This window comes from Clostridium sp. BNL1100 (assembly GCF_000244875.1).
GTDB lineage: Bacteria > Bacillota > Clostridia > Acetivibrionales > DSM-1351 > Ruminiclostridium.
In genome coordinates this window covers 1,436,620-1,463,492 of sequence record NC_016791.1, presented here as the reverse complement: position 1 = coordinate 1,463,492, position 26,873 = coordinate 1,436,620, and the positions used below count along the sequence as shown (strand labels likewise).

General features: G+C 37.5%; 18 protein-coding genes and 1 CRISPR repeat array. Of the genes, 4 read left to right on the top strand and 14 right to left on the bottom strand.

Going from position 1 to position 26,873, the window contains the following annotated elements; all coding sequences use genetic code 11:
• Positions 1-39: 39 nt before the first annotated feature.
• Positions 40-6,810, bottom strand: coding sequence for an HYR domain-containing protein (locus CLO1100_RS06155; protein WP_014312890.1), 6,771 nt, complete (start codon positions 6,808-6,810; stop codon positions 40-42).
• Between the two features lie 370 nt (positions 6,811-7,180).
• Here CLO1100_RS06155 and CLO1100_RS06150 point away from each other — a divergent pair, with 370 nt between their 5' ends.
• The 4 genes from CLO1100_RS06150 to CLO1100_RS06135 all read left to right on the top strand — a co-directional run bounded on the left by CLO1100_RS06150 (position 7,181) and on the right by CLO1100_RS06135 (position 9,010).
• On the top strand, positions 7,181-7,531 hold the full coding sequence (locus CLO1100_RS06150; protein WP_014312889.1) for a sigma-70 family RNA polymerase sigma factor: 351 nt from the start codon (positions 7,181-7,183) through the stop codon (positions 7,529-7,531).
• Positions 7,480-7,698, top strand: a complete 219-nt coding sequence (locus CLO1100_RS06145) for a helix-turn-helix domain-containing protein (protein ID WP_014312888.1) — start codon at positions 7,480-7,482, stop codon at positions 7,696-7,698. The genes CLO1100_RS06150 and CLO1100_RS06145 overlap by 52 nt, the downstream gene beginning before the upstream one ends.
• A 318-nt stretch (positions 7,699-8,016) precedes the next feature.
• Complete coding sequence (locus tag CLO1100_RS06140; protein WP_014312887.1) at positions 8,017-8,313, top strand: hypothetical protein; 297 nt, start codon at positions 8,017-8,019, stop codon at positions 8,311-8,313.
• Complete coding sequence (locus tag CLO1100_RS06135) at positions 8,306-9,010, top strand: peptidase M15 (RefSeq protein WP_014312886.1); 705 nt, start codon at positions 8,306-8,308, stop codon at positions 9,008-9,010. The genes CLO1100_RS06140 and CLO1100_RS06135 overlap by 8 nt, the downstream gene beginning before the upstream one ends.
• An 89-nt stretch (positions 9,011-9,099) precedes the next feature.
• Here the strand turns inward: CLO1100_RS06135 and CLO1100_RS06130 are convergent, their stop codons facing one another.
• From CLO1100_RS06130 to typA, 13 genes are all read right to left on the bottom strand, one after another.
• Positions 9,100-10,755 carry a penicillin-binding transpeptidase domain-containing protein gene (locus tag CLO1100_RS06130; protein ID WP_041700181.1) on the bottom strand — a complete coding sequence of 552 codons (1,656 nt, stop codon included), beginning with the start codon at positions 10,753-10,755 and terminating at the stop codon, positions 9,100-9,102.
• Positions 10,756-10,848: 93 nt separating this feature from the next.
• Entirely contained in the window at positions 10,849-11,304 is a 456-nt protein-coding gene (locus tag CLO1100_RS06125) for a GNAT family N-acetyltransferase (RefSeq protein ID WP_014312884.1), read from the bottom strand.
• A gap of 534 nt (positions 11,305-11,838) precedes the next feature.
• Positions 11,839-13,197: a CRISPR direct-repeat array (repeat unit 32 nt; unit sequence ATTTCAATCCACGCTCCTACGAGAGGAGCGAC).
• A 171-nt stretch (positions 13,198-13,368) separates the two neighbouring features.
• The gene (cas2, locus tag CLO1100_RS06120) at positions 13,369-13,659 is read right to left on the bottom strand and encodes a CRISPR-associated endonuclease Cas2 (protein WP_014312883.1); all 291 of its coding nucleotides are present in this window, start codon (positions 13,657-13,659) and stop codon (positions 13,369-13,371) included.
• Between the two features lie 9 nt (positions 13,660-13,668).
• A complete protein-coding gene (cas1c, locus tag CLO1100_RS06115; protein ID WP_014312882.1) occupies positions 13,669-14,700 on the bottom strand; it encodes a type I-C CRISPR-associated endonuclease Cas1c in 1,032 nt (343 codons plus the stop codon).
• Positions 14,697-15,365: a CRISPR-associated protein Cas4 gene (gene cas4 / locus CLO1100_RS06110; RefSeq protein WP_014312881.1), complete on the bottom strand. Its 669-nt coding sequence runs from the start codon at positions 15,363-15,365 to the stop codon at positions 14,697-14,699. Before cas4 ends, cas1c begins: the two co-directional genes overlap by 4 nt.
• Positions 15,352-16,209 carry a type I-C CRISPR-associated protein Cas7/Csd2 gene (gene cas7c / locus CLO1100_RS06105; RefSeq protein ID WP_014312880.1) on the bottom strand — a complete coding sequence of 286 codons (858 nt, stop codon included), beginning with the start codon at positions 16,207-16,209 and terminating at the stop codon, positions 15,352-15,354. Before cas7c ends, cas4 begins: the two co-directional genes overlap by 14 nt.
• 13 nt (positions 16,210-16,222) lie before the next feature.
• Positions 16,223-18,169, bottom strand: coding sequence for a type I-C CRISPR-associated protein Cas8c/Csd1 (gene cas8c / locus CLO1100_RS06100; RefSeq protein WP_242836688.1), 1,947 nt, complete (start codon positions 18,167-18,169; stop codon positions 16,223-16,225).
• Positions 18,147-18,884 carry a type I-C CRISPR-associated protein Cas5c gene (gene cas5c / locus CLO1100_RS06095; RefSeq protein ID WP_041700180.1) on the bottom strand — a complete coding sequence of 246 codons (738 nt, stop codon included), beginning with the start codon at positions 18,882-18,884 and terminating at the stop codon, positions 18,147-18,149. The genes cas8c and cas5c overlap by 23 nt, the downstream gene beginning before the upstream one ends.
• Positions 18,885-18,894: 10 nt before the next feature.
• The gene (locus CLO1100_RS06090; RefSeq protein WP_014312877.1) at positions 18,895-21,306 is read right to left on the bottom strand and encodes a CRISPR-associated helicase/endonuclease Cas3; all 2,412 of its coding nucleotides are present in this window, start codon (positions 21,304-21,306) and stop codon (positions 18,895-18,897) included.
• A gap of 336 nt (positions 21,307-21,642) precedes the next feature.
• Positions 21,643-22,863 carry a U32 family peptidase gene (locus CLO1100_RS06085; RefSeq protein WP_014312876.1) on the bottom strand — a complete coding sequence of 407 codons (1,221 nt, stop codon included), beginning with the start codon at positions 22,861-22,863 and terminating at the stop codon, positions 21,643-21,645.
• Positions 22,864-22,883: 20 nt separating this feature from the next.
• Positions 22,884-23,525, bottom strand: a complete 642-nt coding sequence (locus tag CLO1100_RS06080; RefSeq protein WP_041700385.1) for an O-methyltransferase — start codon at positions 23,523-23,525, stop codon at positions 22,884-22,886.
• A 104-nt stretch (positions 23,526-23,629) separates the two neighbouring features.
• Positions 23,630-24,904: an endolytic transglycosylase MltG gene (mltG, locus tag CLO1100_RS06075; RefSeq protein ID WP_014312874.1), complete on the bottom strand. Its 1,275-nt coding sequence runs from the start codon at positions 24,902-24,904 to the stop codon at positions 23,630-23,632.
• Positions 24,905-24,992: 88 nt separating this feature from the next.
• The gene (gene typA / locus CLO1100_RS06070) at positions 24,993-26,816 is read right to left on the bottom strand and encodes a translational GTPase TypA (RefSeq protein WP_187288926.1); all 1,824 of its coding nucleotides are present in this window, start codon (positions 26,814-26,816) and stop codon (positions 24,993-24,995) included.
• Positions 26,817-26,873: the final 57 nt, after the last annotated feature.

Genomic DNA, 26,873 nt, shown 5'->3' with positions numbered 1-26,873 from the left:
CCTTTTACGGATTGCAGCTTGTAATGATTTGAACCGATTTTATGGTTCTATTCCTCCAATTAGGTTTCCAGAGGAGTATACGGTTATTTTTGATGTTTCAGTGTAATCTCTAGCTGTTGGGTTAAATGAGTAGTCATTGGTTTGTGTGTAACTTGACCAGTCTATCTTTGCAAATCTTCCCTGAACTACAACTTTTTCTCCCGGTTTAAGAACTTCCGTACTGTTAGAAAAACTTATTTCAAGGTAGTGATCACATTGTGTTCCACTTAATTTTGCAAAGCTTCCCTTTACACATGAGGTTACGTTACGACTTCCGGCAGTTCCCGCAATTTGTGCATAATCACACCAGTATAGCTGATATTTGTCCCCTTCTGATGTAAAATAATATCTTATTTTTAAATCAGATAGTTTCAGCTGTGTGTCCCCGGTGTTCTCAAGTAGTATCTTCGGTTCAATGGCGTTTGAAGTTGTATTCGTATTTGCATTAAATGATTTTATTACATATTTTTGAACAACGTTTATGTACTGTACAGCTTTGGTAATATTACCGTTAGCATCTGTTGCAGTCCATGTTACGGCTGTTTTTCCTACAGGGAAATCTGCCGGAGCATCATTTGTTACATTTGCACCGAATATATCAGTTGCTGTTGCCGTTCCAATTAACACCTTTGTTCGTGAGCCTGTCGCAGCAACTGTAATGTCTGCTGGTATTTTCAGCACAGGTGGTGTTGTATCCTTTACTGTAATATACTGCTCAGCCTGTGATTCGTTACCGTTAATATCTCTTGCCATCCAAGTTACGATTGTTTTTCCTATCGGATAGTCTTTAGGTGCATCATTCATCAACATTATCGGGAATATATCAGTTGCAGTGGCTCGTCCAATGCTTACAGGGGTCCTTACCGCTGTAGCTTCCACGGTTATGTTCTCAGGAACGGTCAATTTAGGCTTAGTAGTATCTATGATTGTTACATTCTGATAACCTGTAGTAACATTTCCATTTGCATCGGTTGCTGTCCAGGTTACTTTCGTCGTATTTATCGGATAATCCAACAAACCGTCGTTTGTAATATCCACGTGGAAAATGTCATAGGCTGTTGCTTTTCCAATTTCAACAGGTGTTTTTATTGCCGTTGCCTCAGTTGTTATTTCTTGTGGAACGCTCATTACAGGCTTGGTTGTATCCTGTATTGTTACTTTTTGTACCGCTGTTGCTGCATTTCCGTTTTCATCGGTAGCTGTCCAAGTTACTTCTGTTGTTCCGATTGGGAAGGCTTCTGGAGCATTATTCTTTACTTCTACCTTGAAAATGTCTGTTGCTTCTGCAGTTCCTATTGGTACTGGTGTGTTTACTGCAGTTGCTTCGGTTGTTATGTCTTGTGGAACGCTTATCACAGGCTTTGTTGTATCCTGTATTGTTACTTTTTGTACCGCTGTTGCTGCATTTCCGTTTTCATCGGTAGCTGTCCAGGTTACTTCTGTTGTTCCGATTGGGAAGGCTTCCGGAGCATCACTCTTTACTTCTACCTTGAAAATGTCAGTTGCTTCTGCAGTTCCGATTACTACTGGTGTATTTACCGCAGTTGCTTCGGTTGTTATGTCTTTTGGTATAACCAGTTCAGGTTTTGTTGTATCCTGTATTGTTACTTTTTGTACGGCTGTAGCTTCATTTCCGTTTTCATCGGTAGCTGTCCAGGTAACTTCTGTTAATCCGATTGGGAAGGTTTCAGGAGCATCACTTTTTACTTCTACCTTGAAAATGTCTGTTGCTTCTGCAGTTCCTACTGTTACTGGTGTATTTACCGCAGTTGCTTCGGTTGTTATGTCTTTTGGTATAACCAATTCAGGTTTTGTTGTATCCTGTACTGTTACTTTTTGTACCGCTGTTGTTACATTTCCATTTTCATCGGTAGCTGTCCAGGTAACTTCTGTTAATCCGATTGGGAAGGTTTCAGGAGCATCACTCTTTACTTCTACCTTGAAAATGTCTGTTGCTGTTGCTTCAGCAATAATAACAGGTGTATTTACTGCAGTTGCTTCGGTTGTTATATCATCAGGTTTTAAAAGCAATGGCTTTGTTGTATCCTGTATTGTTACTTTTTGTACCGCTGTTGTTACATTTCCATTTTCATCGGTAGCTGTCCAGGTAACTTCTGTTGTTCCGATTGGGAAGGTTTCCGGAGCATCACTCTTTACTTCTACCTTGAAAATGTCTGTTGCTGTTGCATCTCCTACTGCTACCGGTGTATTTACTGCTGTTGCTTCGGTTGTTATATCGTCGGGTATTAGAAGTAATGGCTTTGTTGTATCCTGTATTGTTACTTTTTGTACCGCTGTTGTTACATTTCCGTTTTCATCGGTAGCTGTCCAGGTCACTTCTGTTAATCCGATTGGGAAGGCTTCTGGAGCATTATTCTTTACTTCTACCTTGAAAATGTCAGTTGCTTCTGCAGTTCCTATTACTACTGGTGTATTTACTGCTGTTGCTTCGGTTGTTATATCGTCAGGGATTAAAAGCAACGGCTTTGTTGTATCCTGTATTGTTACTTTTTGTACCGCTGTTGTTACATTTCCGTTTTCATCGGTAGCTGTCCAGGTAACTTCTGTTAATCCGATTGGGAAGGCTTCTGGAGCATTATTCTTTACTTCTACCTTGAAAATGTCAGTTGCTTTTGGATCTCCTACTGCTACTGGTGTATTTACTGCTGTTGCTTCGGTTGTTATATCGTCAGGGATTAAAAGCAACGGCTTTGTTGTATCCTGTATTGTTACTTTTTGTACCGCTGTTGTTACGTTTCCATTTGCATCGGTAGCTGTCCATGTAACTTCTGTTGTCCCGATTGGGAAGGTTTCAGGAGCATCATTCTTTACGTTTACCTCGAAAATGTCAGTTGCTTCTGCAATCCCAACATCAACAGGTGTATTTATTGCTGTTGCTTCTGTTTTTATATCTTCTGGAACCTTTAATGTAGGCTTGGTAGTGTCTGTTATTGTTATTTTCTGTACTTTAGTTGTAGAATTTCCGTTGGCATCGGTTGCTGTCCAGGTTACTTCTGTTGTTCCTACCGGATAGGCTTCCGGTATATTATTTGCAACCTTTACGTCGAATATATCCTTTGCTGATGCCTGTCCAATATCCACAGGAGTCAATATAGCTGTTGCTTCCTTGGTTATATCACCTGGGATATTAAGTTCCGGCGGTGTAGTATCAACAATTCTTATTCTTTGTGTTTTAGTTGTAGTATTTCCGTTTGTATCAGTGGCTGTCCAGGTTACTACTGTTGTTCCCAGAGGATAAGCTTGTGGAGCATCATTTTTTGTACTTGGATCAAATATGTCAGTTGCTATGGCTTGACCAATGTCTGCTGGTGTTAAAATTGCGGTAGCCTCTTTAGTTATGTCCTCCGGCACTTCAAGAATTGGACATGTCTTGTCTGTAATGGTTATATTTTGTGTTTTAGTTATTGCGTTTCCGTTTGCATCAGTTGCAGTCCAGGTTACCACTGTTGTACCAAGAGGATAAGCCTCAGGTGCATTATTTTTAATTTCAACAGGGAATATGTCTTTTGCATCGGCCTTTCCGATATCAACAGGGGTGAGTTTAGCAGTAGCCTCCAATGTAATATCATTTGGAATTGTCAAAACAGGTTTTGTAGTATCCTTTACAATTACGTTCTGTAAAGCTTCGCTTTGATTTCCGTTAGCATCTGTTGCTGTCCAGATAACTTTGGTAATTCCCACCGGGAAATCTGCAGGAGCATTGTTCTTTATTTCTACTGGGAATATATCCTTGGCTTCTGCTTTGCCTATGTCTACTGGTGTTCTTACCTGCGTTGCCTCAATTGTTATATCATCAGGAATAATTAACAAAGGCTTTGTTGTATCAACAATAGTAATATTCTGAACCTTTGTATCTGCATTTTGATTTTCATCCGTTGCTGTCCATGTGATAGGTGTGGTTCCAATAGGATAATCCGCCGGAGCATCATTTTTTATTGTAACCGGGAAAATATCTTTTGCTGTAGCTATACCAGGGTCTACGGGTGTTCTTATGGCAGTTGCTTCCACCTTTTTGTCCCCGGGCACTGAAAGAACAGGTTTTGTTGTATCTTCTACGGTTACGTTCTGATAGCCGATAGTTATATTGCCATTTGCGTCAGTTGCAGTCCATATTACTTTGGTTGTACCAATTGGATAGTCATTTGGTGCGTTATTTTTTATATCTACACTGAATATATCACTTGCTATGGCTTGACCTATGTTTACAGGAGTTCTTATTCCCGTTGCCTCAACTTTTACGTCTTTTGGTACTGTCAATAGCGGCTTTGTTGTGTCTACTACTGTAATGCGCTGTTCAATAATGCTTTCGTTTCCATTTTCATCAATTACCTTCCATTTGATAATTGTAGTTCCTATAGGAAACAGCTTAGTCTCAGGGCAATTGCTGGAAATTACAATAGGGAATATGTCGTATGCTTCTGGTACTTGTATCTGTACTGGTGTCAAAATTCCCGTAGCTTCTACTTTAATATCTGCTGGTCTTGTTATGACCGGTTTGGTTTTGTCTGTTACAGTTATATTCTGAACTTTAGTTGTAACATTGCCATTTTCATCAACAGCTTTCCATATTACATGTGTTGTCCCTATAGTATAGTATTCAGGAGCATTACTTGAAACTGTGACATTGAATATATCTGTTGCCGTTGCTTGACCGATGTCCAACACCATTTTTCTGTCTGTTGCTTCAATTGTTATGTCTTCCGGAATAACCAGATCCGGTGCTTTTGTATCCTGAACGGTTATTATCTGGTCTTTGGTGGTCACATTACCATTGGCATCTGTTGCCTTCCATGTAACCGTGGCTTTTCCCACCGGATAGTCAATAGGAGCATTATTAGTTATATCCACTTTAAATATATCTGTAGCCAATGCTTGACCTATATTTACAGGTGTTCTTCTTCCAATTGCTTCTATCGTCATATTATCAGGAACAGTAAGAACTGGTTTTGTAGAATCAATTACTATTACTTTTTCAGTCGCTTTAGTAATATTTTTATTTGCATCCTCTGCAGTCCATGTAACAAGCGTCTCTCCTACAGGAAATTCTTCAGGAGAATCGTTTGAAATAGCTACAGGGAATATGTCCGTTGCTTTTGCAGGAGGAAGCGAAACCTTGGTTCCTACCCCGGTGGCTTCGACAACTATATCACCTTGTACCGTAAGCACAGGTGCTATGGTATCTTTCACAGTAATCGTCTGTACAGCAGAAGTCATATTTCCCACTTTATCCCTTGCTTTCCATGTTACGAAAGTTACTCCTACAGGGAATCCGTCTACAGGTGCATCGTTTGTCAGTTCAACATCTGACATATCTTCAACCGTTGCAATACCTATGTTCAAAGGAGTTTTTACTGCAGTTGCTTCAACAGTTATATCTTTAGGCGGGTACACCGCTGGATTTGTTTTATCAATCTTTACTTGGGTACATTGTTGAGTACTGCTATTCCCTACTCTATCAATAGCCCAGTAGATTACATCAGTAATGCCCTCGGTATTTATCATGAAGGATTTCTGGGTTCCCTGAACTATATTCTCTGTGCCTGTTTCACCGATTTTGTAATGAATTTCTTTAACATTTGAATATATATCCGTTGCTTTAAGAGTAACAGTAACATTAGTGTCATTCCAGCCATTTTCGTAACTTTCGGGACTGACACTACATGCTACTTCGGGAGGAGACTTATCTAATTTGGTATATACTGTTTTAGTACTTTCAATATTGCCGGCTTTGTCAACCGCATAAAAGTAGATTTCCTGAGATCCTTCTAATTCAACAACTGCTGTTGCACTCGGGCCGGGAAGTTTTATTTCCTCACCGTTGCCAATCCTGTAATAAATTGATTCAACACCGGAATAGGAATCCGTCCCACCAAAGCTAATTGGAACATTTTTGTTGTACCATCCAAATGCTTCTGCATTTGGTAATGTGGCATTGGTAGAAGGAGGAGATTTATCAACACATATGGGACTAAATGTCAGAGTTGAAGTATTGTTTGCACTATCAACCGCAGTACCTGTAGATGTCATGTTTGCACCATCGTCTGAAAAAACCTGCTCCGGTGTACAGCTTTTTATAGCAGACATTGTATCTTTAGCTTCATAGGTTACAGTAACCGTATGATTAGTCCACTTTCCAGCTATATATTCAGCACCGGTGTCATCCTTTGCACTTACAGACATTAGCGGAGGAGTGTTATCTACAAGGTTTGCCCTATATGTCCCTACCTGAACTGTAAAGGTTATAGTATTCAATCCGGGGACACTTGCCTTAACCTGCAGATTTTCTATTGACCCTGTGATTAGTGAATACAGTTGGTAGCCCTCGCCTACATAGCCTGTATATGTATTTACACAAGATGCCATACCATTTGCATCCGTCGTAGCAGTAATAAACCTGCTTTCGTAGCCTCTCATTTGTGCAATTACTATTTTACTATCGGATACTTCAAAAGTAACCGGAATACCGGCAAGAGGCTTTCCTTCAGCATCCTTCGCTACAACTGTCAGAGGCATCATAAATCCTCGTCCTCCGGTTACTGCCGGCGAAGGCTGTGATAACATCATCTGTTGACGGAGCGGAGAAACTGCATATAAAGCAGACCCTGAGGTATCAGCAGAATATGCCTGCCCATCACTTAATACTACTGCCAACGAGAATGACAGTACCCCAAGCAGGATGCAGCACACCCACTTGTGTAGCATGCTAATGCTCTTACTCTTCGCCGCAAAAGGCGATTTTTTTTCTTTCATCTGAATTCCTCCAATTGCTTATTTTGTATTTTTCAAAATATAATCTAAGACATCCTACAAATACATAAAAACCAACACCCCCTTTTTTTTTATTAAAAAGTCAGAATACAACCTTTCAAATTAAACCTCCTTCTTATATAAAGGCAATTTCTCCCCACTCTTTACAACTTTTTTTAAAAAACTAGTTACAATTTTATGTAAGTAATTGTAATTTTTTTAAATTATGGTTGTTATATGTACCGAAAATATTACTATATTAGTGAAACACCACGGGAAGACATCACTAGCAAAAAAGAATTCACACAAGTAAAACACTGTTAAAAGACGGATTATTGAATTACAAAAACCATCATACTTCGGAGGTATATTTATGTATACAAACGATGACATCTCGGTGGAAAATTGCAGAAAACTACTGAGAAGAGCAGCATGGAGAATACAGTATAAAGCGCGTGTTCAACAAGCTAAAGAATGTCAGATAATTTTTGAAAATCAGGCGTATAACTGTGGGTTTGAAACAGAAATACTTTCAAAACTATATGTAAAAGAACTATTGGACACCATACCATGGGAAAAGTGCAGATTCATTTTAGAAAAAACAATAATTGATGAAATGACAGAAAAAGAAGTTGCACTCGAATTACATATGACTCAACAGGGGGTGAACAAATGGAAAAAGAAGGGATTGGAGTTATTGCGGAAAAATCTAATGGATTTTTAGAGATGGTTAAAAAGGCTCAACAAGGTGATAAAGAATGTATGGATAAGATTTTGGATTATTTCAATGCTGATATTGAATATTTATCCAGATATATCATGCTTCCAAGAGAGGATGCTATTCAAACACTTAAAATTGAACTAATGAGTATAATACATTATCAGTTATAATCTTTTTTACGGAAAGAACAATTTGTTTATATCCATTCAGTTTTTAATTCTATAATATGTAGCTGCCATGGAAATAATTGCAGTCCTTTTGCAGAAAACATATACTAAAATGTCCTGTGCAAAAATCTGTCATCCACTCCGGCTATATTCATAGCCAAACTAATATTTCCATAAACTTATTTTCATAAACTATTTATTAAATCCATCAAATCGGGTAGGTTGTAAAAATTTTTATAAGATATGATTGTAATATTAACCGAAAGGATTACTTATAAATAGGTAGTCCTTTTTATATAAAAAAAGAAAGAGGGGGTGCAGATGCAATTAAACATTTTAATTACATGCGTTGCGGCTGTTTGCGGGATTATTTTCGGTTATATTACAATGCAGGCGAGGATTAAAGGTGAATCCAAGCAAAGCGGTATTGAGGCCGGGCAGCTTAAGGCAGATATTGATTATATTAAGCGGAGCAGTGATACTACACTGCTTGAAATAAGGTGCCTTAACAATACTGTAAACAACCATGCAGATAGATTGGCCCGTGTTGAGGAAAGTGCTAAACAAGCTCATCTCAGAATAAATGAAATAAGGGAGGAGTTGGTTAAAGATGCATAGTGTAAAATTCAAACATCCTGATCAGGCTTACATATTTCCTAAACTGCTAGACGCAGTAAACCGAGTATGCAATGATTTTCAAAAAGACGCCGAGTGTTCAGCAGGGTATCGCTCTCTGGAATGTCAAAAAGCCACAGCCAAACTGGTTTTGGCTCAGAATAAGGGTAGCTATCAATTAAATGACGGCTCAGTGTATATCGGTACGGGAAGTAACAGAAGATGTCTTGCAGCTGCTTATGGAAAATCAAATCATTGCTTCTGTATTGCAATGGATATGAATGGCTGGTTTGAAGAACTTACCAACAGTCAGCTAAAAAAGTATGGTTTGGTAAAGCCCATGTCCTATGAGCCTTGGCATGTTCAATTGATTGAGCATATAGGGATAAGTGAGGATCAAAAAATAGCAATCAGGAACAGCTGTCTGAAGGGGGTAAATTGTACTATGAATATCAAAGATTTTCAGTCTATGACAGGACTTGTGAATGACGGAATTCCGGGTCCGAATACAAAGTATAAGGCAAAAGAGGTTTTACAGGTATGTCAGGAAATTTTGGGACACGATTTTACAAATGCAGAAGATATAATTAAGAGAACCCAAAGCAATCCAGAATACTGGCTCCCAAAGCTTAAAGAAATAAAATATTTTGACAGTTTTATAATGAACATAGTAAAGGTGCTTGGATGTAAGGCCAAATAAAAACTGCTTACTGCCAGCAAGCCCTTACGTTAAAATGGTTTCACATTCTCATTTATAAGTTGTGAAACCATTTTTTATAATATATTCTGTTATAGTCCTTTTTTCATAATCTCTTTTCCAATCTCTGCAAATATAGGTGCTGCTGATTCTCCTCCGCTTCTTCCATCCTCGATAAAAACAGCTACCGAATATTTTGGAGATTTTGCCGGAAAATATCCTGCGAACCATGCCTGAACTACTTTTTGGCCGTCTACATATTGACCTGTTTCAGCACTTCCCGTTTTGCCTCCTGCGCCCCCATACTCATCAATACTGGCCTTTTTCCCTGTACCGGTGTTTACAACACCTTCCATTAAGTTTTTAATCCTGTCACTGGTGGCCTTTGACAGTACTCTTTTTTGATCTGTTTCCTTCAAATCCCTTACTTTGTTACCTTCTTCGTTTACTATACAATCAACTACATTAACATTGTTTTTTATGCCACCGTTAGCAATAGTAGCTATCATATCAGCTATCTGAACCGGAGTTGCCATAGTTTGTCCCTGCCCAATAGATACATTTGCAACATCACCGGGATTTTGAAGATCCGTTATGGCGGGAATTACCCCCTTTGCTTCTTCAATGCCCTGTTTAGACAGTCCTGTAAATTTTCCAAGACCTAGTTTTTCACACATTGAGATTATTGGTTCAGCACCCAGTTCCAAGGACATATTAATAAAATAAGCATTGCATGATTTTGCAAGTGCACTGTTTATATCTATTGTTCCATGGCCTCCGGTATTATATGAAGAGCATTTAAACTCTGTATCTCCTATTTGTATATATCCCGGACAGTTGAATACCATGTTGTAATCCTGGTCTTTTTCAAATACGGCAGCCAAATCAATCAACTTGAAAACTGAACCGATATTGTACTGGGCAACAGCTCTGTTAAATAAAGGCTTTTTGTTATTGAGCAGATAGTTTTCAATATCGTTGGGGTCAAAATCCGGTTTACTGCACATACCTACAATATCTCCCGTTGCCACATCTTCTACTACAATAGCGCCTGTTAATCCCTTTTCATCCAGAACTTTTTCAATAATACTCTGTATATGGTAATCTAAGGTAAGCCTGATATCCAGCTTTTTATTCTCACTGTTTTCTTCAATTATTCTGTATCCGAGACCACCCAGTAAATTATTACCTCCGTCTGTTATTACACCTATTGAGTCTGTTTTGCCATAATTCAATGTTTTTTCATATATTTTTTCCAGACCAAAACTTCCCACCTGGTCAACCTTATTCAAGTAACCAAGCAAATGTTTTGCCCTGGTATCAGTGTTGTATCTGCTTAATGTATTTACAAAAGATATTCCTTCATAATTAAGCTGGGAAAGAACATCCTTTGTTTCACTGTCAACTTCCATTATTATGGGGGTATTCTTTCTTTGCAAAGATTCTTTTGTTTTTTCGGGATCAAGCCCCAGTATCCGGCATATATTATCAACGGCTTCATTCTGTCCACGAAGAAGAGAAGGTTTCAGAACTACAGTTACTTTTGGTGTTCTTCCTGTAAGCTTTATTCCATTCTTGTCCAAAAAATCGCCTCTTGAATTTTCTATATTAACGTTGTTCACTCTTTGACTGGAAGCTTCCTTTGAATAGCCGGGACCAACAACAACCTGTATATAAAATAGTCTTGTCACCAGTAAAGCAAATGTTGCCATAAATATAAATAGTATCGTTTTAATTCTTTTTGTCATAATAAACCCCTTTAATTGAAAATGATTATTTGTACTAATTATTTCCATTTTAAAGGGAAGGTTATACAACTTATGGATATTCCTCAAATTGAATTATATCTTTTTTAGAATTTTTATATATTTGCCGAGCTCATCTTCTCCTTCAAAGATTATATTTGTAAAACCCTTTTTTTCATAAAGGTGTTTAGCAACTATATTATCAATATCAACCCCTAAAGAAATTTCCTCAAATCCAAGGACTTTGGCATAGTTAATAAGAAAATCAAGAATAATACCCCCAATACCTCGATTACGATATTTGGTTTTGACTACCATGCGAGAAAGGTATACTCGTTTACCCGGAATAGTATAATCCGGATCACTGTTGTGTAAGACCAAGGCCCCCTCTCCAATAAATTCACCATTTTCTGTATAAACAAAAATTATTCTTATACCTTTTACTAATTCATCATACCACTTCTTGGCATTTTCAGAATTACGATTCATATCCCATATGTTGCTGCATTTAAAGTAATCTTGGGGTTGTAATTTAATGATATTATTAGGCATCAAAGATGCACTCCTTTCACTTCTACTCAAAAATGGAATTACACTTTTAACAATTTATAAATATCACCATTAATTTTATTATCAAAATAATGCTTAATCTCAAAAAGTGGTTTCCATTTTAGGATAGTTAGTTCATTAAACCTCTTCTTAATATGACATCAACAAGTTTTTTTCAATATAAGTTGGTCCTGTAGGAAACGAAATTGCATCACAACTGAATTAAATGGTCATAATCATTGTATTCTATATGCACACATACCTGCTGTTTTGTTATGTTCAACCCATGCTCCAGGGTTTAATTTTTCAGCTTCGTTTGGTATTTTTACTGCGTTCTAAATATCCGGTACTTTCATATACTCACCTACTATATACAAATTTAGTTTACCTTTACTTTGCAATATAAAAAAAAATTTGTACTATCCTTATAATTTTATGGTATATTCTGTAAGCTAATAAGTTCTATAGTCGTAATTTCGGATTTAGCCCACTAGAGGAGCGACTGCAAATCTGTTTAAAAAGCACAAAATCGATGGAATTTCAATCCACGCTCCTGCGAAAGGAGCGACTATTTGATTAAATATCAACATATTGGGGTTATGGTATTTCAATCCACGCTCCTACGAGAGGAGCGACTTATTTGATGCAGCACAAGCGTTTGTTGATGAGGATTTCAATCCACGCTCCTACGAGAGAAGCGACAATAATTATCATTATGTAGCTATTTATAGTAAAATTTCAATCCACGCTCCTACGAGAGGAGCTACGATGATAACGATAACCTGCTAATTATCGAAGTTAAATTTCAATCCACGCTCCTACGAGAGGAGCGACGCAAGCATTGCTATAACAAACACTCCGACAACTTATTTCAATCCACGCTCCTACGAGAGGAGCGACTTTGGCCAGAGCTAGAGATTCAGAGTTCAGTTTATTTCAATCCACGCTCCTACGAGAGGAGCGACAGATAATACTCAAAGTCTTCAGGATCCATAGAGATATTTCAATCCACGCCCCTACGAGAGGAGCGACGTATTGCAAAGCTATCTAAAACAGTCAAAAGGCGAATTTCAATCCACGCTCCTACGAGAGGAGCGACTGTGGGTGTGATCCAGGGTAATGCGCAAGTATTTATTTCAATCCACGCTCCTACGAGAGGAGCGACTAAAAGCCAAATTGCAAAAGGCGCTACAAATGACATTTCAATCCACGCTCCTACGAGAGGAGCGACTTTTTTTTAAAAAGGTATATAGGTATAAATGTACAATTTCAATCCACGCTCCTACGAGAGGAGCGACCAGGGGAGGGAGTGTAAATGGCTGAATTAATTGAGATTTCAATCCACGCTCCTACGAGAGGAGCGACATTGTTGTTATGTTGTCAGTTGTAAGTTATAACTGATTTCAATCCACGCTCCTACGAGAGGAGCGACTTTACATATGAGTACAATTGCAAAAGTAGTAAGTGATTTCAATCCACGCTCCTACGAGAGGAGCGACAGTATATATGATGATGGAACTGTTATACGTTCTGATTTCAATCCACGCTCCTACGAGAGGAGCGACTCTGGGGTGTCCAATACCGCTTACATAATTTCTATTTCAATCCACGCTCCTACGAGAGGAGCGACTTGTTACAGGCATATTGGCACTATTCTTCACAGGTATTTCAATCCACGCTCCTACGAGAGGAGCGACGGGCTAATGTTTGCTAAATCGGAGGATGAGATGATTTCAATCCACGCTCCTACGAGAGGAGCGACTCCAAGTTCGTCTCTAATGTCTCGCATTATGTCAATTTCAATCCACGCTCCTACGAGAGGAGCGACTCAAAGTAAAACTGTTCATACCTTCAAGCAACTACGATTTCAATCCACGCTCCTACGAGAGGAGCGACAGCAAAAATAAACAAAATAATTAAACCTACTTGTTAATGTTGCACAAAAAATAAGCATTAAAAATCTATTCGTAAATGAAGGTAAATATAAGTAAGTAAAATAACCTAAAAAAGTACTGTTTTTTCGGTGCGAATATCCCCGTGTTTTAATGTTTGCTTCACATTCGCACACTATATAATTAATGTACCTTCGACATCAAAAGATTCTTTTGTACCAATATGCTCTACTTTGTTTTGATAATTGTTACCTAGATAATAGAATCTCAAACTATCCTTTTCCTTGTCAATTATTTTTTCCAACTTGTTCTTAACTTCCCTGCACTTTGCGGCATCCATAACACATTCAAAAACAGAATTCTGAACCCGTTGACCATAGTTGACACATTGCTTCGCAACACGTCGTAATCTCTTTTTTCCGCCCTCAGATTCTGTATTAACATCATATGTAATAAGTACCATCATACAATTCACCTACTTCCATAAAAATGGAGGATACTCGTCCAAATCTCCTCGGATAAACCTTGCCAGCAGCATTGCTTGAGCATAAGGTACAAGTCCCCATTCCAGTTTTTCCTGTAAGAAGGGGTGAGTAATTTTCTCTTGTTTTCTGCTCTGCCACGCTTGTAAAATTGTTCTGCGAGTATCATCATCCATTATTACTGCCCCGTCCTCTTTCTGCGTAAAACCATTGAAGTTGACTACCCTTTTATTAATAAGAGAAATTACAAACCTGTCAGCATAAACACATCTCAGTTCCTCCATTAAATCCAGTGCCAGAGATATTCTTCCGGGTCTGTCCCTATGCATAAAGCCTACATAAGGGTCAAGACCGACAGTTTCCAGTGCCGCCGCTGTATCATGTGCCAGCAGAGTGTAAACAAATGACAGCATTGCATTAACATTATCAAGAGGAGGACGTTTATTTCTTCCGTGAAAGAAGAAATTTTCTTTCTGTTGAAGTATTAAGTCATCAAACACACTAAAATACTGTGTTGCAGACTCTCCCTCAAAGCCGCGGAGTTCATCCAAATTTCCACAGTTCAATACAAGATTCAAGGCTTTTGCCAATCCTTCTGACACCCTTTTAAGCTTATTGACGTCAAGCCTCTCCGAATAATCTCTGGTGGCACGTTCAATAACCCACCTGCCGTTATAAATCTTCCCAAAGATAAAGTTTCTGGCTATCTTCGTGCTTTCTTCCATATTATCAGATAATCTGTACTGTGCTTTTCTTAAAGTTACATTTCCCCTTACCTCTCCAACGACCCTTGACAGAAATTTTCCGCTTTGGGTCATAAAACTAAGAGAAGTATTTCGTTTTGCACATGCACCCATCAGTGCCGGACTTGCTCCGGTATATCCAAAAGCAATAATGCTTTCCAGATTGTGCAGCGGCAATCGTGCAGCCTCTTTATCTCTTTTTAGTACAACAAGGTTCTCTCCATCTAAGGAAAGATAGCTGTCAGGAGAGGTAATATAAACAGTATTTAAGAGTTTTCTCATTGCTCCGCCTCCTTCAAACTATCTCTAATATATTTTGATACAGAAGTATTTTTACATAGTCTTGGCATGCAAATATCTGCCAATGAACAGGCTTTGCAGCTTTTAGAAGGTTTTACTTTTGGGGTATATTTTCGCTCAAACAATTCATGCATTTCTTGAATAACATCTCTGACCCGCTCACGTAAAGCATTATCAAGTATAATTTTCAGCCTGTGTTTAGTCTCTCCGTAGAACATGTATGCTTCCTTGATTTCACACAAAAGCATTTCTTCAAGGCACATAGCCTGTCCGCACAATTGAAGAATATCAGCATCATTTTCCTTTGGCTTACCCCTCTTGTACTCTATGGGAACAGGCCTGTACAACCCGTCTCTGCCAAATATGTTCACACCATCGGCACATTTATGCAGTTCCACAATATCACATACACCGCTGACTCCAAGGGTTTTTGAAAAAACAGCCATACCTCTTGAAATAATTACGTCTCCGCGTTTTTCTGAGAATCCGTCGTCATGAGCCTTTTCATGCAGTATATTCCCTTCAACCGTCCTCAGATTTTCCTGCCACTGCTGTTCAATATGTATTAACGCCCATTGCCTCCTGCAAAAAGCAAAGTGCTGAATACCTGATAATAGCAGAAAGTCTTCTTCGTTATATTCCGTCATAAACTTTTAGTTCCAATCCCTCTAAATCATTTGAATAAATAGAATAATCATTAATGCATTTTGGAACATCAACATTCGCCTTGATGTTTAAGGTTCTATGTACCTTTGCAGAAGAGTATTGCCCTATTTCACAATTATGCTTCCACCAATAAAGCTTATGTACCTCCATACTTCCGTCAGGTCTTGCAGACGAGCAATCATTTTCAAATAATGTTCTTAACGCTTCTTTTATAAGTTCACTATCTTCTTCACTAAACCCTGTTTTAGAAGCTAATTGGGTATTAATACTTCCATAAATCACATACACACCAAAATCAACTCTATGCTTCATACCCATTGTATCTGCACTCTTTTTGTCAGGATCTTTTCCGGTTTCTCCATTTACGCTTTTTGTAATCTGCATACTTGATATTTCTATTGGTGAAGCACTGACACCTGAATGTATTGATACGGGGCCCCTTATTCCTATAGAAACAGAATTATCCTCACCTGCCTTAAATGCAAATACCTGACCAAAGCTCCTTACATCAATCCATTTTGAACAGGCATACTCAGCATATTTCTCCTTATCCTTAATCAATTTTTTTAATTCCTGACAACCGTCTGCTCTATCTTTCAAACTTCTGAAGCCATCTGTTCTTCTTTCGTCTGATTGAACAAAAATCTCTTTATTCGTGTCCTGTAGACGATTTCTTATTTTCCTTTTGATGCACACATCTGATATTTCTCCATATCCGTCATAATTTTCTCTAGGACGGTTTCCATTCAGTGGGTCACCGTTTGGGTTGGCGTTTTTAACCGAAATAATCACTGCAAAATCAATCTTGTTTTTTAAAGTACTCATATTAACAACTCCTTTAATTTAAATTTTCAAGTTTCTTTTCATTTTTCTCTGCAATTTTCCTGTTCATTTCATCAATAAATACCTGTCTCTGGCAGTAATAGCCTAATATATAGCTGTCCTTTAAAGGTTCAGAACTAGTAAAATCTTCATATGAAATCATTGAGTTAACTTTAGTCTTTAGCTCTACATATTTTTTACCTTTCTCACCCAGCCTTGCTATATAAGGTCTGAGCTTGTTAGTTATTGTTCCCCAGGTTTTATAAGGGTGGAGCTTGAATTGATGCATAAGCCTCTCTGCATTAGTTTCCCTTCTTTCTCCTGTAGTACTGATAGCCCACGATTCAATTTCCTGTGCGATTGCAAGTAATCTTCCAAAAAGGTAGCTCCTGTCATTTTGATTTTCATCAAGTGCCATATCCCATTCCTCCTTTTGATATTTATCATTTCTATATTTTTTAACTAATGAACATGCAATGCTTAGTGACTTTTCCCAATTAAACGGGTTCATGGAAATTGGATTAGATGCCCTATTCACGGCTGAATTAACAATATCGTAAGGTAATCTGGCACCATCAATAATACATGGTAGCAACCTTTCTATTGTTGATTTCATTAATTTGTCATCAACCTCAAGCCTTTCATTTCTTTCGATACCAAATGCAGCCCTGACAATTTCTTTTGGAGCCGGGGCCCCAATAAATTCTATTGTTTTATACTTGTTCTTTCCTTTTTCATCAGTCCCATCCTGAATCCTTTTATAGCTGTGCCTCCAGCTACACGTGTTGTGCCACTTTTCAATCCTGTTCAGAAAGTCTGGTCCTTTTAACTCTCTGAAATATGTTATAGACAGCCTTCCGGTTGTCGCAGAATTAAGTCCCATTATTACTATATCTGCATTGGTGTCAAGCTCACACCCGTATCCTGAAATTGCCTTGTTAAGCCTACGTGCATATTCCTTCTGGGTAGATACTATGGTCAGTGAATCCCCTTCTTCCCCAAAAATATCATCGGTATCCTCTAATAAGGGAGGAACCTTTTGATTATTTGTACCCCATGCCACAATTACCTCTTCCCCATCCTTAGGATTTCCAAACCTATAACCCTGAATGTCAATAAGCCAGCGAAGTGCATTGTGTGCTTTTTGAGAAACTTCATAGCTAACAATTATCACTTGTTTTTTGTCAGAGAACCTACCCCGGTATGTAAACCCGCTTTCATCATTAGCTGATATTAACTTTGCCTTATCTCCTGAATTTCTTACTTTAGAAGGATGCTTTTCCGAGTATGGAATCTTCTCCCCTTTTATATAACATATATCTGCCCCATTCTGCTTTTTAAGGTAGTATTTAATATAGCTTTTATAAACCTCATTATCCAGCCAAACAGCTGTCTCACTACTTGAATTTCCTGTATCCTCAACTACGAATCTTATAAATGCATCTATTTGAGAAACTGTTCCGAGCTTTATGTCTTTTTTTAAATTACCGCTTTCATCACAGTACAATACTTTTTGTTCGACCAAGTCTGCAATAAGCTGCTTCTTTTTTAAATAATCAAAGACAGCACAAACCTTTTTATTTTTATCCTCTGAACTACACCAGTCTTCAAGCTGTTCGATATATTTATTAAAAAAATCTTTACCCTTTTCCTTATTTACATATTGAGAAAAATCTCCTGCAACATATGGAAGCTTGTCGCATAAGGGATGTGGCGAGATTCCACTGCTTCTTGTTGCAGAGTCTTCTGTTACGGGAATTATAGTAACCTGCTCATTCTTATCCAAAATTCTGGCACGGCGAAAATTTCCTTCAATATCAATAACAACCCCAATTTGTGCATTTTGTGTAGAATGTCCAACAGGCAGCAAAGGAGTTTTTTTATCGGTTCGGGGTTTTCCAACTTCACTTATACAATTTTCATATGTATCATAAAGTTTATTAATCCAACCCAAGTATTTCACCTCCCTCTTCAAATTCTTTAAGACCGCTAAAATTACTATTTTTAAATTCTTTCATTTTCATAGTTTTTATCTCACGCTTTATCTCACAATTTTCAGGTCTGATGAATTTTATATATCCGTCTTCCATTTTCGTATACCATAGCCTTGCCACAAGCTTGTCCCTGCCTGATTCATCATATGCCTCGTCAGGGTAATCAAACCCGTGAAACATTATTCCGAAAGATATCTCTCCGTAATTGTCATAATCTCCTTTACCCTCTCCAAATTTGCATGGCTCCACATACCCCTGACATTCCCGTGTACCAAGGAAAATGTCACGTCTTCCGCCTCTTTCAATCATTCTGTTAGCGACTATGAAATGCTTATTTTCATTTCTGTCCTTACCTAAATCCTTACGGTTATAGTTCCACTCAAAATGAGCTTTAACCTGATATTCCACGTCAGTAAGATATGAATAGATTGATAGAGTATTCCCGCCTGTATAATTGATAGGTCGTATACCCTGTGACTGGGTTTTAATATATTTCATAACTCTAAGTTCATCAATATACCAAATAAATGTTGGTTTCCAGTAAACGCTCTCCAAAATACCCTTTATAGCCTGATAGGTAGGTATTTGGTATGAAATTTTTTCACCTCCAATCCTGTTTATCGGGTCACTGAAAAGTGCATACCTTCCACTAACCTTAAATTCCACGCTGTTTGCTCTTTCCATCATTTTCACCTCAATAATTTAAAAATTCCATTTGTTGGTTCTCATCTGTTATGCCTACTTGTTCGTCATAAAATTCCTTTCTAAGTGTAATCACCCCTCCGTTATTCAACTGTATAAAAGCTCCCAAGTCGTTCAAATTTCTATATTCCTGATCGTATAAATTAACCGAGTACTGCTGAGCCTCCTTTAAATATTTTTTTAAGTCCTTAATATTGCATTTACCATTAATATTTGTTATTAACTCTTCTCCCTTTCCATATGGAACAATTACACCAACTGTATTTTGGTCTATAACCTTGAAATAATCACCCGCCGTCTTGAAGGAATTGTACAGCATTAAGTCAGGTTTTACTTGATTTCTGTCAATATAGTCTTGTACAGCTTGCTTATTCTCCGAGAGTAAATCAAACATAGTTTTATCGGCATATGGCTTTGGAAGAGTGTAATTCATTTGTAATTTCAATTCATTGAAATAGTACTCAAAATATTTATCAATAGCTTTCGGCGAGAGTAAGTCGCTATCAAAAGCTTCGGGATTCTGTTTAAACTCTTCAAAAAACCGCAATGTTTTATCCCGACCTGTTTTTATCTCCAAAAGCCTGCTGACATTTTCACTACCGGCGTCCATATTTATAACATAAACATTTCCACAACTGCTCTCAGCGTGTCGGTTACATCTTCCGGCTGCCTGGGCGATACTGTCCAATCCTGCCAGAGAACGTACAACACACTCAAATGAAATGTTTACTCCTGCTTCAATCAGCTGAGTACTGACACAAATTACTTTCTTCTTGCCAAGGACTTTTCTTATCTTATCAAGCGATTCTATTCTGTGGGCGGGACACATATTCGTACTCAAATGAAATACCAAAGCTCTTTTATCTTTTGATAACTTTGAATTCTCTTCATTAATTCCTTTAAACAATTCTTTGGCTGCTTTCTTTGTATTAAGTATAATTAAAGTGCTGTTTACCTGTTCCATTAAACCTGAAGAAAAATCCTTCAGGTCTTGTATACTATAACCTCCGGACTTTATTTTTGGTATAACCTTTGTTCTTTTAAAATCTCTGAATTTTTCACCTACGTTAGAGATAATATCTGTATTTTCCTCAATAAATAATGGTCTATCAGTCATTGAAAGCATAGGTTGAGTAGCTGTACAAAGAATCACCGTTGTATTGCAAATTTTAGACAAAAAATTTATAGCATAGTTAAACATGCTAATACATTTGATTGGTATGGCTTGGATTTCGTCAAAGATAATTATTGAGTTTACAAGATTGTGCAATCTTCTGACACTTTGAGTTCCCCCGTTAAAAAGAGTATTTAGAAACTGTACCATTGTTGACAGAATTATAGGACTGTCCCATCTTTCGGTCAAAAGCTTATAATCTTCATTTTCATTGTCTATTATCAGATTAGAATGATGCTCTAAAATAATGTCCTCTCTATCCAAAAAATCCTTAATTTCTTTAGAATTCTGGTCTATTATAGTGGTAAATGGTATTATGTAAACAATTCTGTCTTTCTTAAATTTTCGGGCATGTTCTAAGGCGTATCTAAGGCTTGATAGCGTTTTTCCTCCACCAGTAGGTACTAAGAGCTTATATATACCTGTTTTATTTTTGGCAAAACTTTTACAAGATTGTGATATTTCATTTCGTAACAAATCTATATGAGATAGCTTCGGTAAGCCTTCCAGCTTTTTATTTAAATGCTCTGAAAGTCCTGTCCACAAACAGTTTTTAAATATATCGTTTTCGTTATCCGTTATGTCTTTTGATACCATAAAGCTATATGTATCATATCGGTCGGCATCAATAAGACAACTGAATAAAAGCTTAACTATTAGTCCCATTGAAAATTTACCAAAAGGTTTTTTATCATATACCAATCTGATTCTAGTTAAAATATCTTTTATCTCCTGAACGGCTTCCATTAACAATCTTTGGATTTCATTCATTTCACGGCAATCCTCGAAAAAATTATTTATAGCTTCATCATAATTTATTTGCAAATCATCTCTATTGATTCTTGAGGTAAATTTATCTCTCAACTCTAAATCAATACAATCGATTAACCCCCCATGATGTGAGCAAATTACAAGACATATAATTTGTGCAGTAAGCTTTTCATAAGGATCTTTTGAGCAATAATAAGTTTTGTAAATAAATTTAGCACCTGCGGTAGCGTGGTCAATCTTTCCTTTCATTGACTTATCTTCGGGATGCAGAAAACTATATTTGATATAATTTTTAAATTCTATAGTTTCCTTTCCCATATCATGGAGAAGTCCGATTAATCTTCCCGTATTCTCCAGTGAAATTTTTTTACAAGCCTTTGCACATAGTAAAGATACATTTTCCAAGTGCTCCCTTACACTTTGTTCTGTTCCGTCTTCTCTGATATGAGCTATGAACATAGTTTTCCTCTTTTCTTTGCTAACTTAACTGTTGAACTTTTTTAAATAAAATCAGATAATAATATTACTAAACTAAAAATATAATCCAAATTTCAATTTCCATTATATACTACATTATCTTGAATATACTCTTTTTGGTATTATTTGTCAATTAATTTTGACTTATTTTTTATCAGTTGATATAATTTTTTATATAGTCAAATATTTGATTAATTTTTTACATTTAAAGGTCAAGTGTTTGTGGATTGAAATAAGATAATGTATTATATAAAAAAGAAGAATACCAAATGGCATTCTTCTTTTTTATATTTATATATTTATTTTTAAAGCTAACGTCTACTTCCTCCTCAAAATCGTATAAGGCCCCACTTCCTCATTAATAGGCATATATACAATCATCTGTGCATGAGGCGCAGTTCTGATGCTTTCACCATCCTCATTATGCATTTCTTTAATAGTTTGGGTAAAATAGCCTTTACGTGGGCTTACCACTTCTATTTCATCTCCCACAATCATACGGTTTCTCTGCTCAATCTTTGCAATACCGGTTGTTTTGTCATATTCCAGTACCATACCAACAAAGTCGTATTCTCTAATATAGGAGCTGGTATTGTATATCTGATCGGCACCTGTAGTCTTATTAAAATAAAATCCGGTGGTATATTCTCTGTGACTGGCTTTAGACAGTTCTTTCAGCCATTCAGGGTCAAACCTGTAATTGTCAGGGTCGGCCAAATACGCATCGATAGCCTGTCTGTAAGCACTTACAACTGTTGCCACATAAAATGAGCTTTTCATTCTGCCTTCAATCTTGAAGCTATAAATACCTGCTTTAACCAATTCAGGGATATGCTCAATCATACACAAATCCTTTGAATTATATATATATGTTCCCTTTTCATCCTCATAAACCGGATAATACTCTCCGGGACGCTTTTCTTCAACCAGATGATACTTCCATCTGCAAGGGTGAGAACATGCTCCTCTGTTGGAATCACGTCCTGCCATATAGCTGCTGAGCAGGCATCTTCCTGAGTATGAAATGCACATCGCACCATGGATAAATGCCTCTAAATCCAAGTCGTCAGGTGTTTTCGACCTGATTTCACTTATTTCTTGAAGAGAAAGCTCCCTTGCAGTAACAATTCTTTTCGCACCATGCCTGTACCAGAACATAGCACTGGAGTAATTGGTATTGTTAGCCTGAGTACTTATATGAATCTCCATGTCAGGAGCGTTCTCACGTACAATATCAAAAATTCCAGGATCAGAAACTATAACCGCATCAATTCCCAGTTCATCAAGCTGCTTTATATATTCAGGCAATCCCTCAAGGTCCTCATTATGAGGAATTATATTAACAGTGACATAAACCTTACAATCACGCTGGTGTGCAAAGGAAAGTCCCTCCTTGATATCCTCAAGTGAGAAATTGTCAGCAGATGCCCTTAAACCAAACTTCTGTCCGCCAATATATACTGCGTCAGCACCATACATAATTGCCATTTTAAGCTTTTCAAGATTTCCGGCCGGAGCCAGAAGCTCAACTTTATTCATAAATCCTCCCACAACGTTGTTTACTGTTTATTATAGCTAAGTGCTACTCCGTCTCCAATAGGAATTATACCTGTTTCAAATGACTCATCCTCGCAAAGCTCCTTTAGGAAACTTCTCATTCTGTTTACTATGGTTCTCTTTCTTCTTACCACAAGCTCATCACTTGCAGTCATACCCTTATATAGAACATTGTCGGAAACAATAATTCCGTCTGAAGCAAGCATCCTCTTACAATGTTCAAAAAACTCACCGTACTGTCCTTTTGCTGCATCAATGAAAATCATATCATAGCTTTTATCAAGGCAGGTCAGAACCTCTAAAGCATCTCCTGCAATTACATTTATAGTACCCTGAAGTCCGGCACGCTTAATATTTTTTCTGGCCACCTCAATCATTTCTTCATTTCGCTCTATGGTATCTATTATACCCTTTTGTTGTAAAAATCCTGAAAATAATATAGAAGAATATCCTATGGCTGTCCCAACTTCCAGAATTCTTGCGGGACGCTTCATACTACCAATAACCTTCAAAAGTGCTGCGACCTCAGGCTGAATTATTGGTACATGATTTTTTGAAGCATATTCTTCAAGCTCCGCTAAAAGACCGGTATTTGGTTTAATTGTCTTTCTTATATATTGAGTAATGTATTCGTAATTAATCATGTCATTGCTCCAATCAGCTACAACGTTAAAAATAAAGATGGCTGCTGCCATCTTTATTTTATATATTTCCGGCATTTAAGCCAGCCTAATTAATTTTTGTGTAATTATTTTGCCAATCCATATTGCTTCATCGCCTTTAAATGCTCCTGATATGTCTTGGAGAACTTAGTAGAACCGTCCGGCCCTGCGATGAAGAACATGTAGTCCGTATCTTCATCGGGATATAATGCTGCGTTTATGGAATCCATACCCGGTGAACAGATTGGTCCCGGTGGAAGACCCGGATGAATATACGTATTATATGGACTTGTAATTTTAGTATCCTCGTAGGTAAGCTTCTCATGTACTTTTCCTTCTTTATTTAGGAAAACATACTGTATAGTAGCACAGGACTGTAACTTATTCAAATCCCTGCTTTTTAAACGTCTATGAAATACTGCCGATACCAGCCTTCTGTCTTTGGTATTATTTGCTTCTCTTTCAATAATGGAAGCAAGAGTAATAACTTCGTCCATTGACATACCTAATTCCTTGGCACGCTTATAATGCTCTTTTGTTATCTTGTTTTTAAAGTTTTCAAGCATTACGTTTATTATTGTCTTTTCACTGGCGTTCATTGCAAATTCATATGTATCGGGAAATAAATACCCTTCTAATTTGAATTCACGGTTATTACTGTCTTTTATATCTTTTACAAAATCATAATCGTACTTTTGATACTTCATTGCATAATCAAATTTGTCTATAGTAGCAAGTTCCTTTTTAACAAAGGTATTCACAATCTGTCTGTAGCTCAAGCCCTCTGGTATGGTTACTTTTTTACTTTCCGGCTTTCCGGTAAGAATTGTCATTATTGTGTTGAATTCCAATCCCGATTTCAGAACGTGGGTACCTGCCTGATACTTGCCGTCAAACCCGTTAATTTTTGACACAATTGTAAAAATCTGAGGCTTGCTGATAATACCTTCATTTGCAAGTATTCCGGCAATAGTCTTGGTATCTGATCCCATAGGTATATCAACCATCTTTGCGCCTTCGGCATCAGCCTTTATTTTGACTTCCTTGGTTACTGTTTCAGATGTATCCGTGGAAACCGTACTTCTAAAAGTTATAACAGCTCCCACTGTAAAAATAAATACAAAAACAATAAAAATGGTCAGCCAGAAGGACATCTTCCTTAATCCGGCTGATATTATAAATAATCCAAAAAGAACCAATGTAAGTCCTACTGCCGTAAACGCTGCGTTAAGCAGACCAAACTTAGCATCAAAGCCTTTTAACAGAGTTCCGAAATAATTCATGATGTTTGGGATTGATAGCAATATCCCGACAATCACAGTCAGTATCCCTGTTAATGACACTTTTAATCTTCTATCCATCAAATATGTGACTCCATTCTAAAAATTCAAAAGCTTTTATAATAAATACTATAATATTCTTTTTAAATTTTGTCCATATTCCCGGTAATTACATTTTACTTCTTATCTTAGCTCTTGATTCTGTATCCAGTACTTTTTTTCTTAAACGGATACTCTTTGGAGTCATCTCTACAAGTTCATCCTCGGCAATAAATTCCAAAGCCTGCTCTAAGCTTAAATTTGTAGGAGGTGTCAACCTCAATGCCTCATCTGAACCGGAAGCTCTCATATTTGTAACATGCTTCTTCTTACATACATTTACAACCAAGTCATCATATCTGGCATTCTCACCTACAATCATACCTTCGTAAACCTTTGTTCCCGGTGTTATGAAAAGAGTTCCTCTTTCCTGAGCGTTGTACAAGCCGTAAGTAACAGCTTCGCCATCTTCCCAAGCGATCAGTGAACCTCTTGACCTTGTAGGGATTTCGCCCTTATATGGTTCATATCCATGGAATACGTGGTTCATAATTCCATTTCCCTTTGTATCAGTAAGCAATTCAGACCTGTATCCGATCAAACCTCTTGCTGGAATCCTGAATTCAAGTCTCATATAACCTTGGTTTGCAGATGTCATATTAACCATCTCGGATTTTCTTTGTCCGAGTTTTTCCATTACTGTTCCCATGAATTCTTCAGGAACATCTATCATTAAGTATTCTATAGGCTCCATTAACACGCCGTCTATTTCCTTGTTAATAACCGATGGCTTTGAAACCTGGAATTCATATCCCTGTCTTCTCATTGTTTCAACCAATATTGAAAGATGAAGTTCTCCTCTTCCTGATACAACAAAAGCATCAGCAGAATCAGTTTCCTCAACTCTTAAACTTACATTTGTTTCCAATTCTTTGAAGAGTCTGTCTCTCAAATGCCTTGAAGTAACAAAAGTACCTTCTCTTCCTGCAAACGGACTGTTATTTACGCTGAATGTCATTGACAAAGTAGGTTCGTCAATAGCAACAAAAGGCAACGGGTCCGGTGCACCTATTTCACATATAGTGTCACCGATTGTAACATCACCTACGCCGGAAACCGCAACTATATCCCCCAGCTTTGCTTCTGCAGTTTCAATTCTCTTGAGACCTTCATAGCAATATAGCTTTGTTATTCTAGCGTTAAGCTGATTTCCTTCCTTCTTACAAATTATTGCGGGCTGGCCAAGTTTTACTGAACCTCTCTCAACTCTTCCTATAGCTATTCTTCCTACATACTCATCATAGTCTATGTTTGAAACTAACAACTGAAGAGTTCCATCCAGTTCACCCTGAGGTGAAGGAACCTTGTCTATGATTACATCAAATAGCGGTTTTAAATCTCTTCTTTCCCCGCCAAGGTCGCAAACTGCAAAACCTTCCCTTGAAGAAGCATAAATAACCGGGAATTCCAACTGGTCATCGTCGGCTCCCAATTCGATAAACAATTCCAAAACTTCGTCAACCACTTCCTCTGGTCTTGCTTCCGGTCTGTCAATCTTATTTACAACAACAATTGGCTTTAAGTCCAGTTGTAATGCTTTTTTAAGTACAAACCTTGTCTGGGGCATTGCACCTTCAAATGCATCAACTAATAGTAAAACACCATCAACCATTTTTAGTACACGTTCAACTTCTCCACCGAAGTCGGCATGTCCGGGAGTATCAACAATATTGATTTTAGTTCCGTTATAGTTGACAGCAGTATTCTTTGCAAGTATTGTAATACCTCTTTCCTTTTCAAGGTCATTGGAATCCATTACTCTTTCAGCAACAGCCTCGTTTTCTCTGAAAATACCGCTCTGTCTAAGCATGGCATCAACCAGAGTAGTCTTTCCATGGTCAACGTGCGCTATTATTGCTATGTTCTTTATTTCCTGTCTGATATCCACAAAAATTCTCCTTCACTACTTCCTAATTTATTATCTATAATTAATCTTCTTTTTAATCCATAT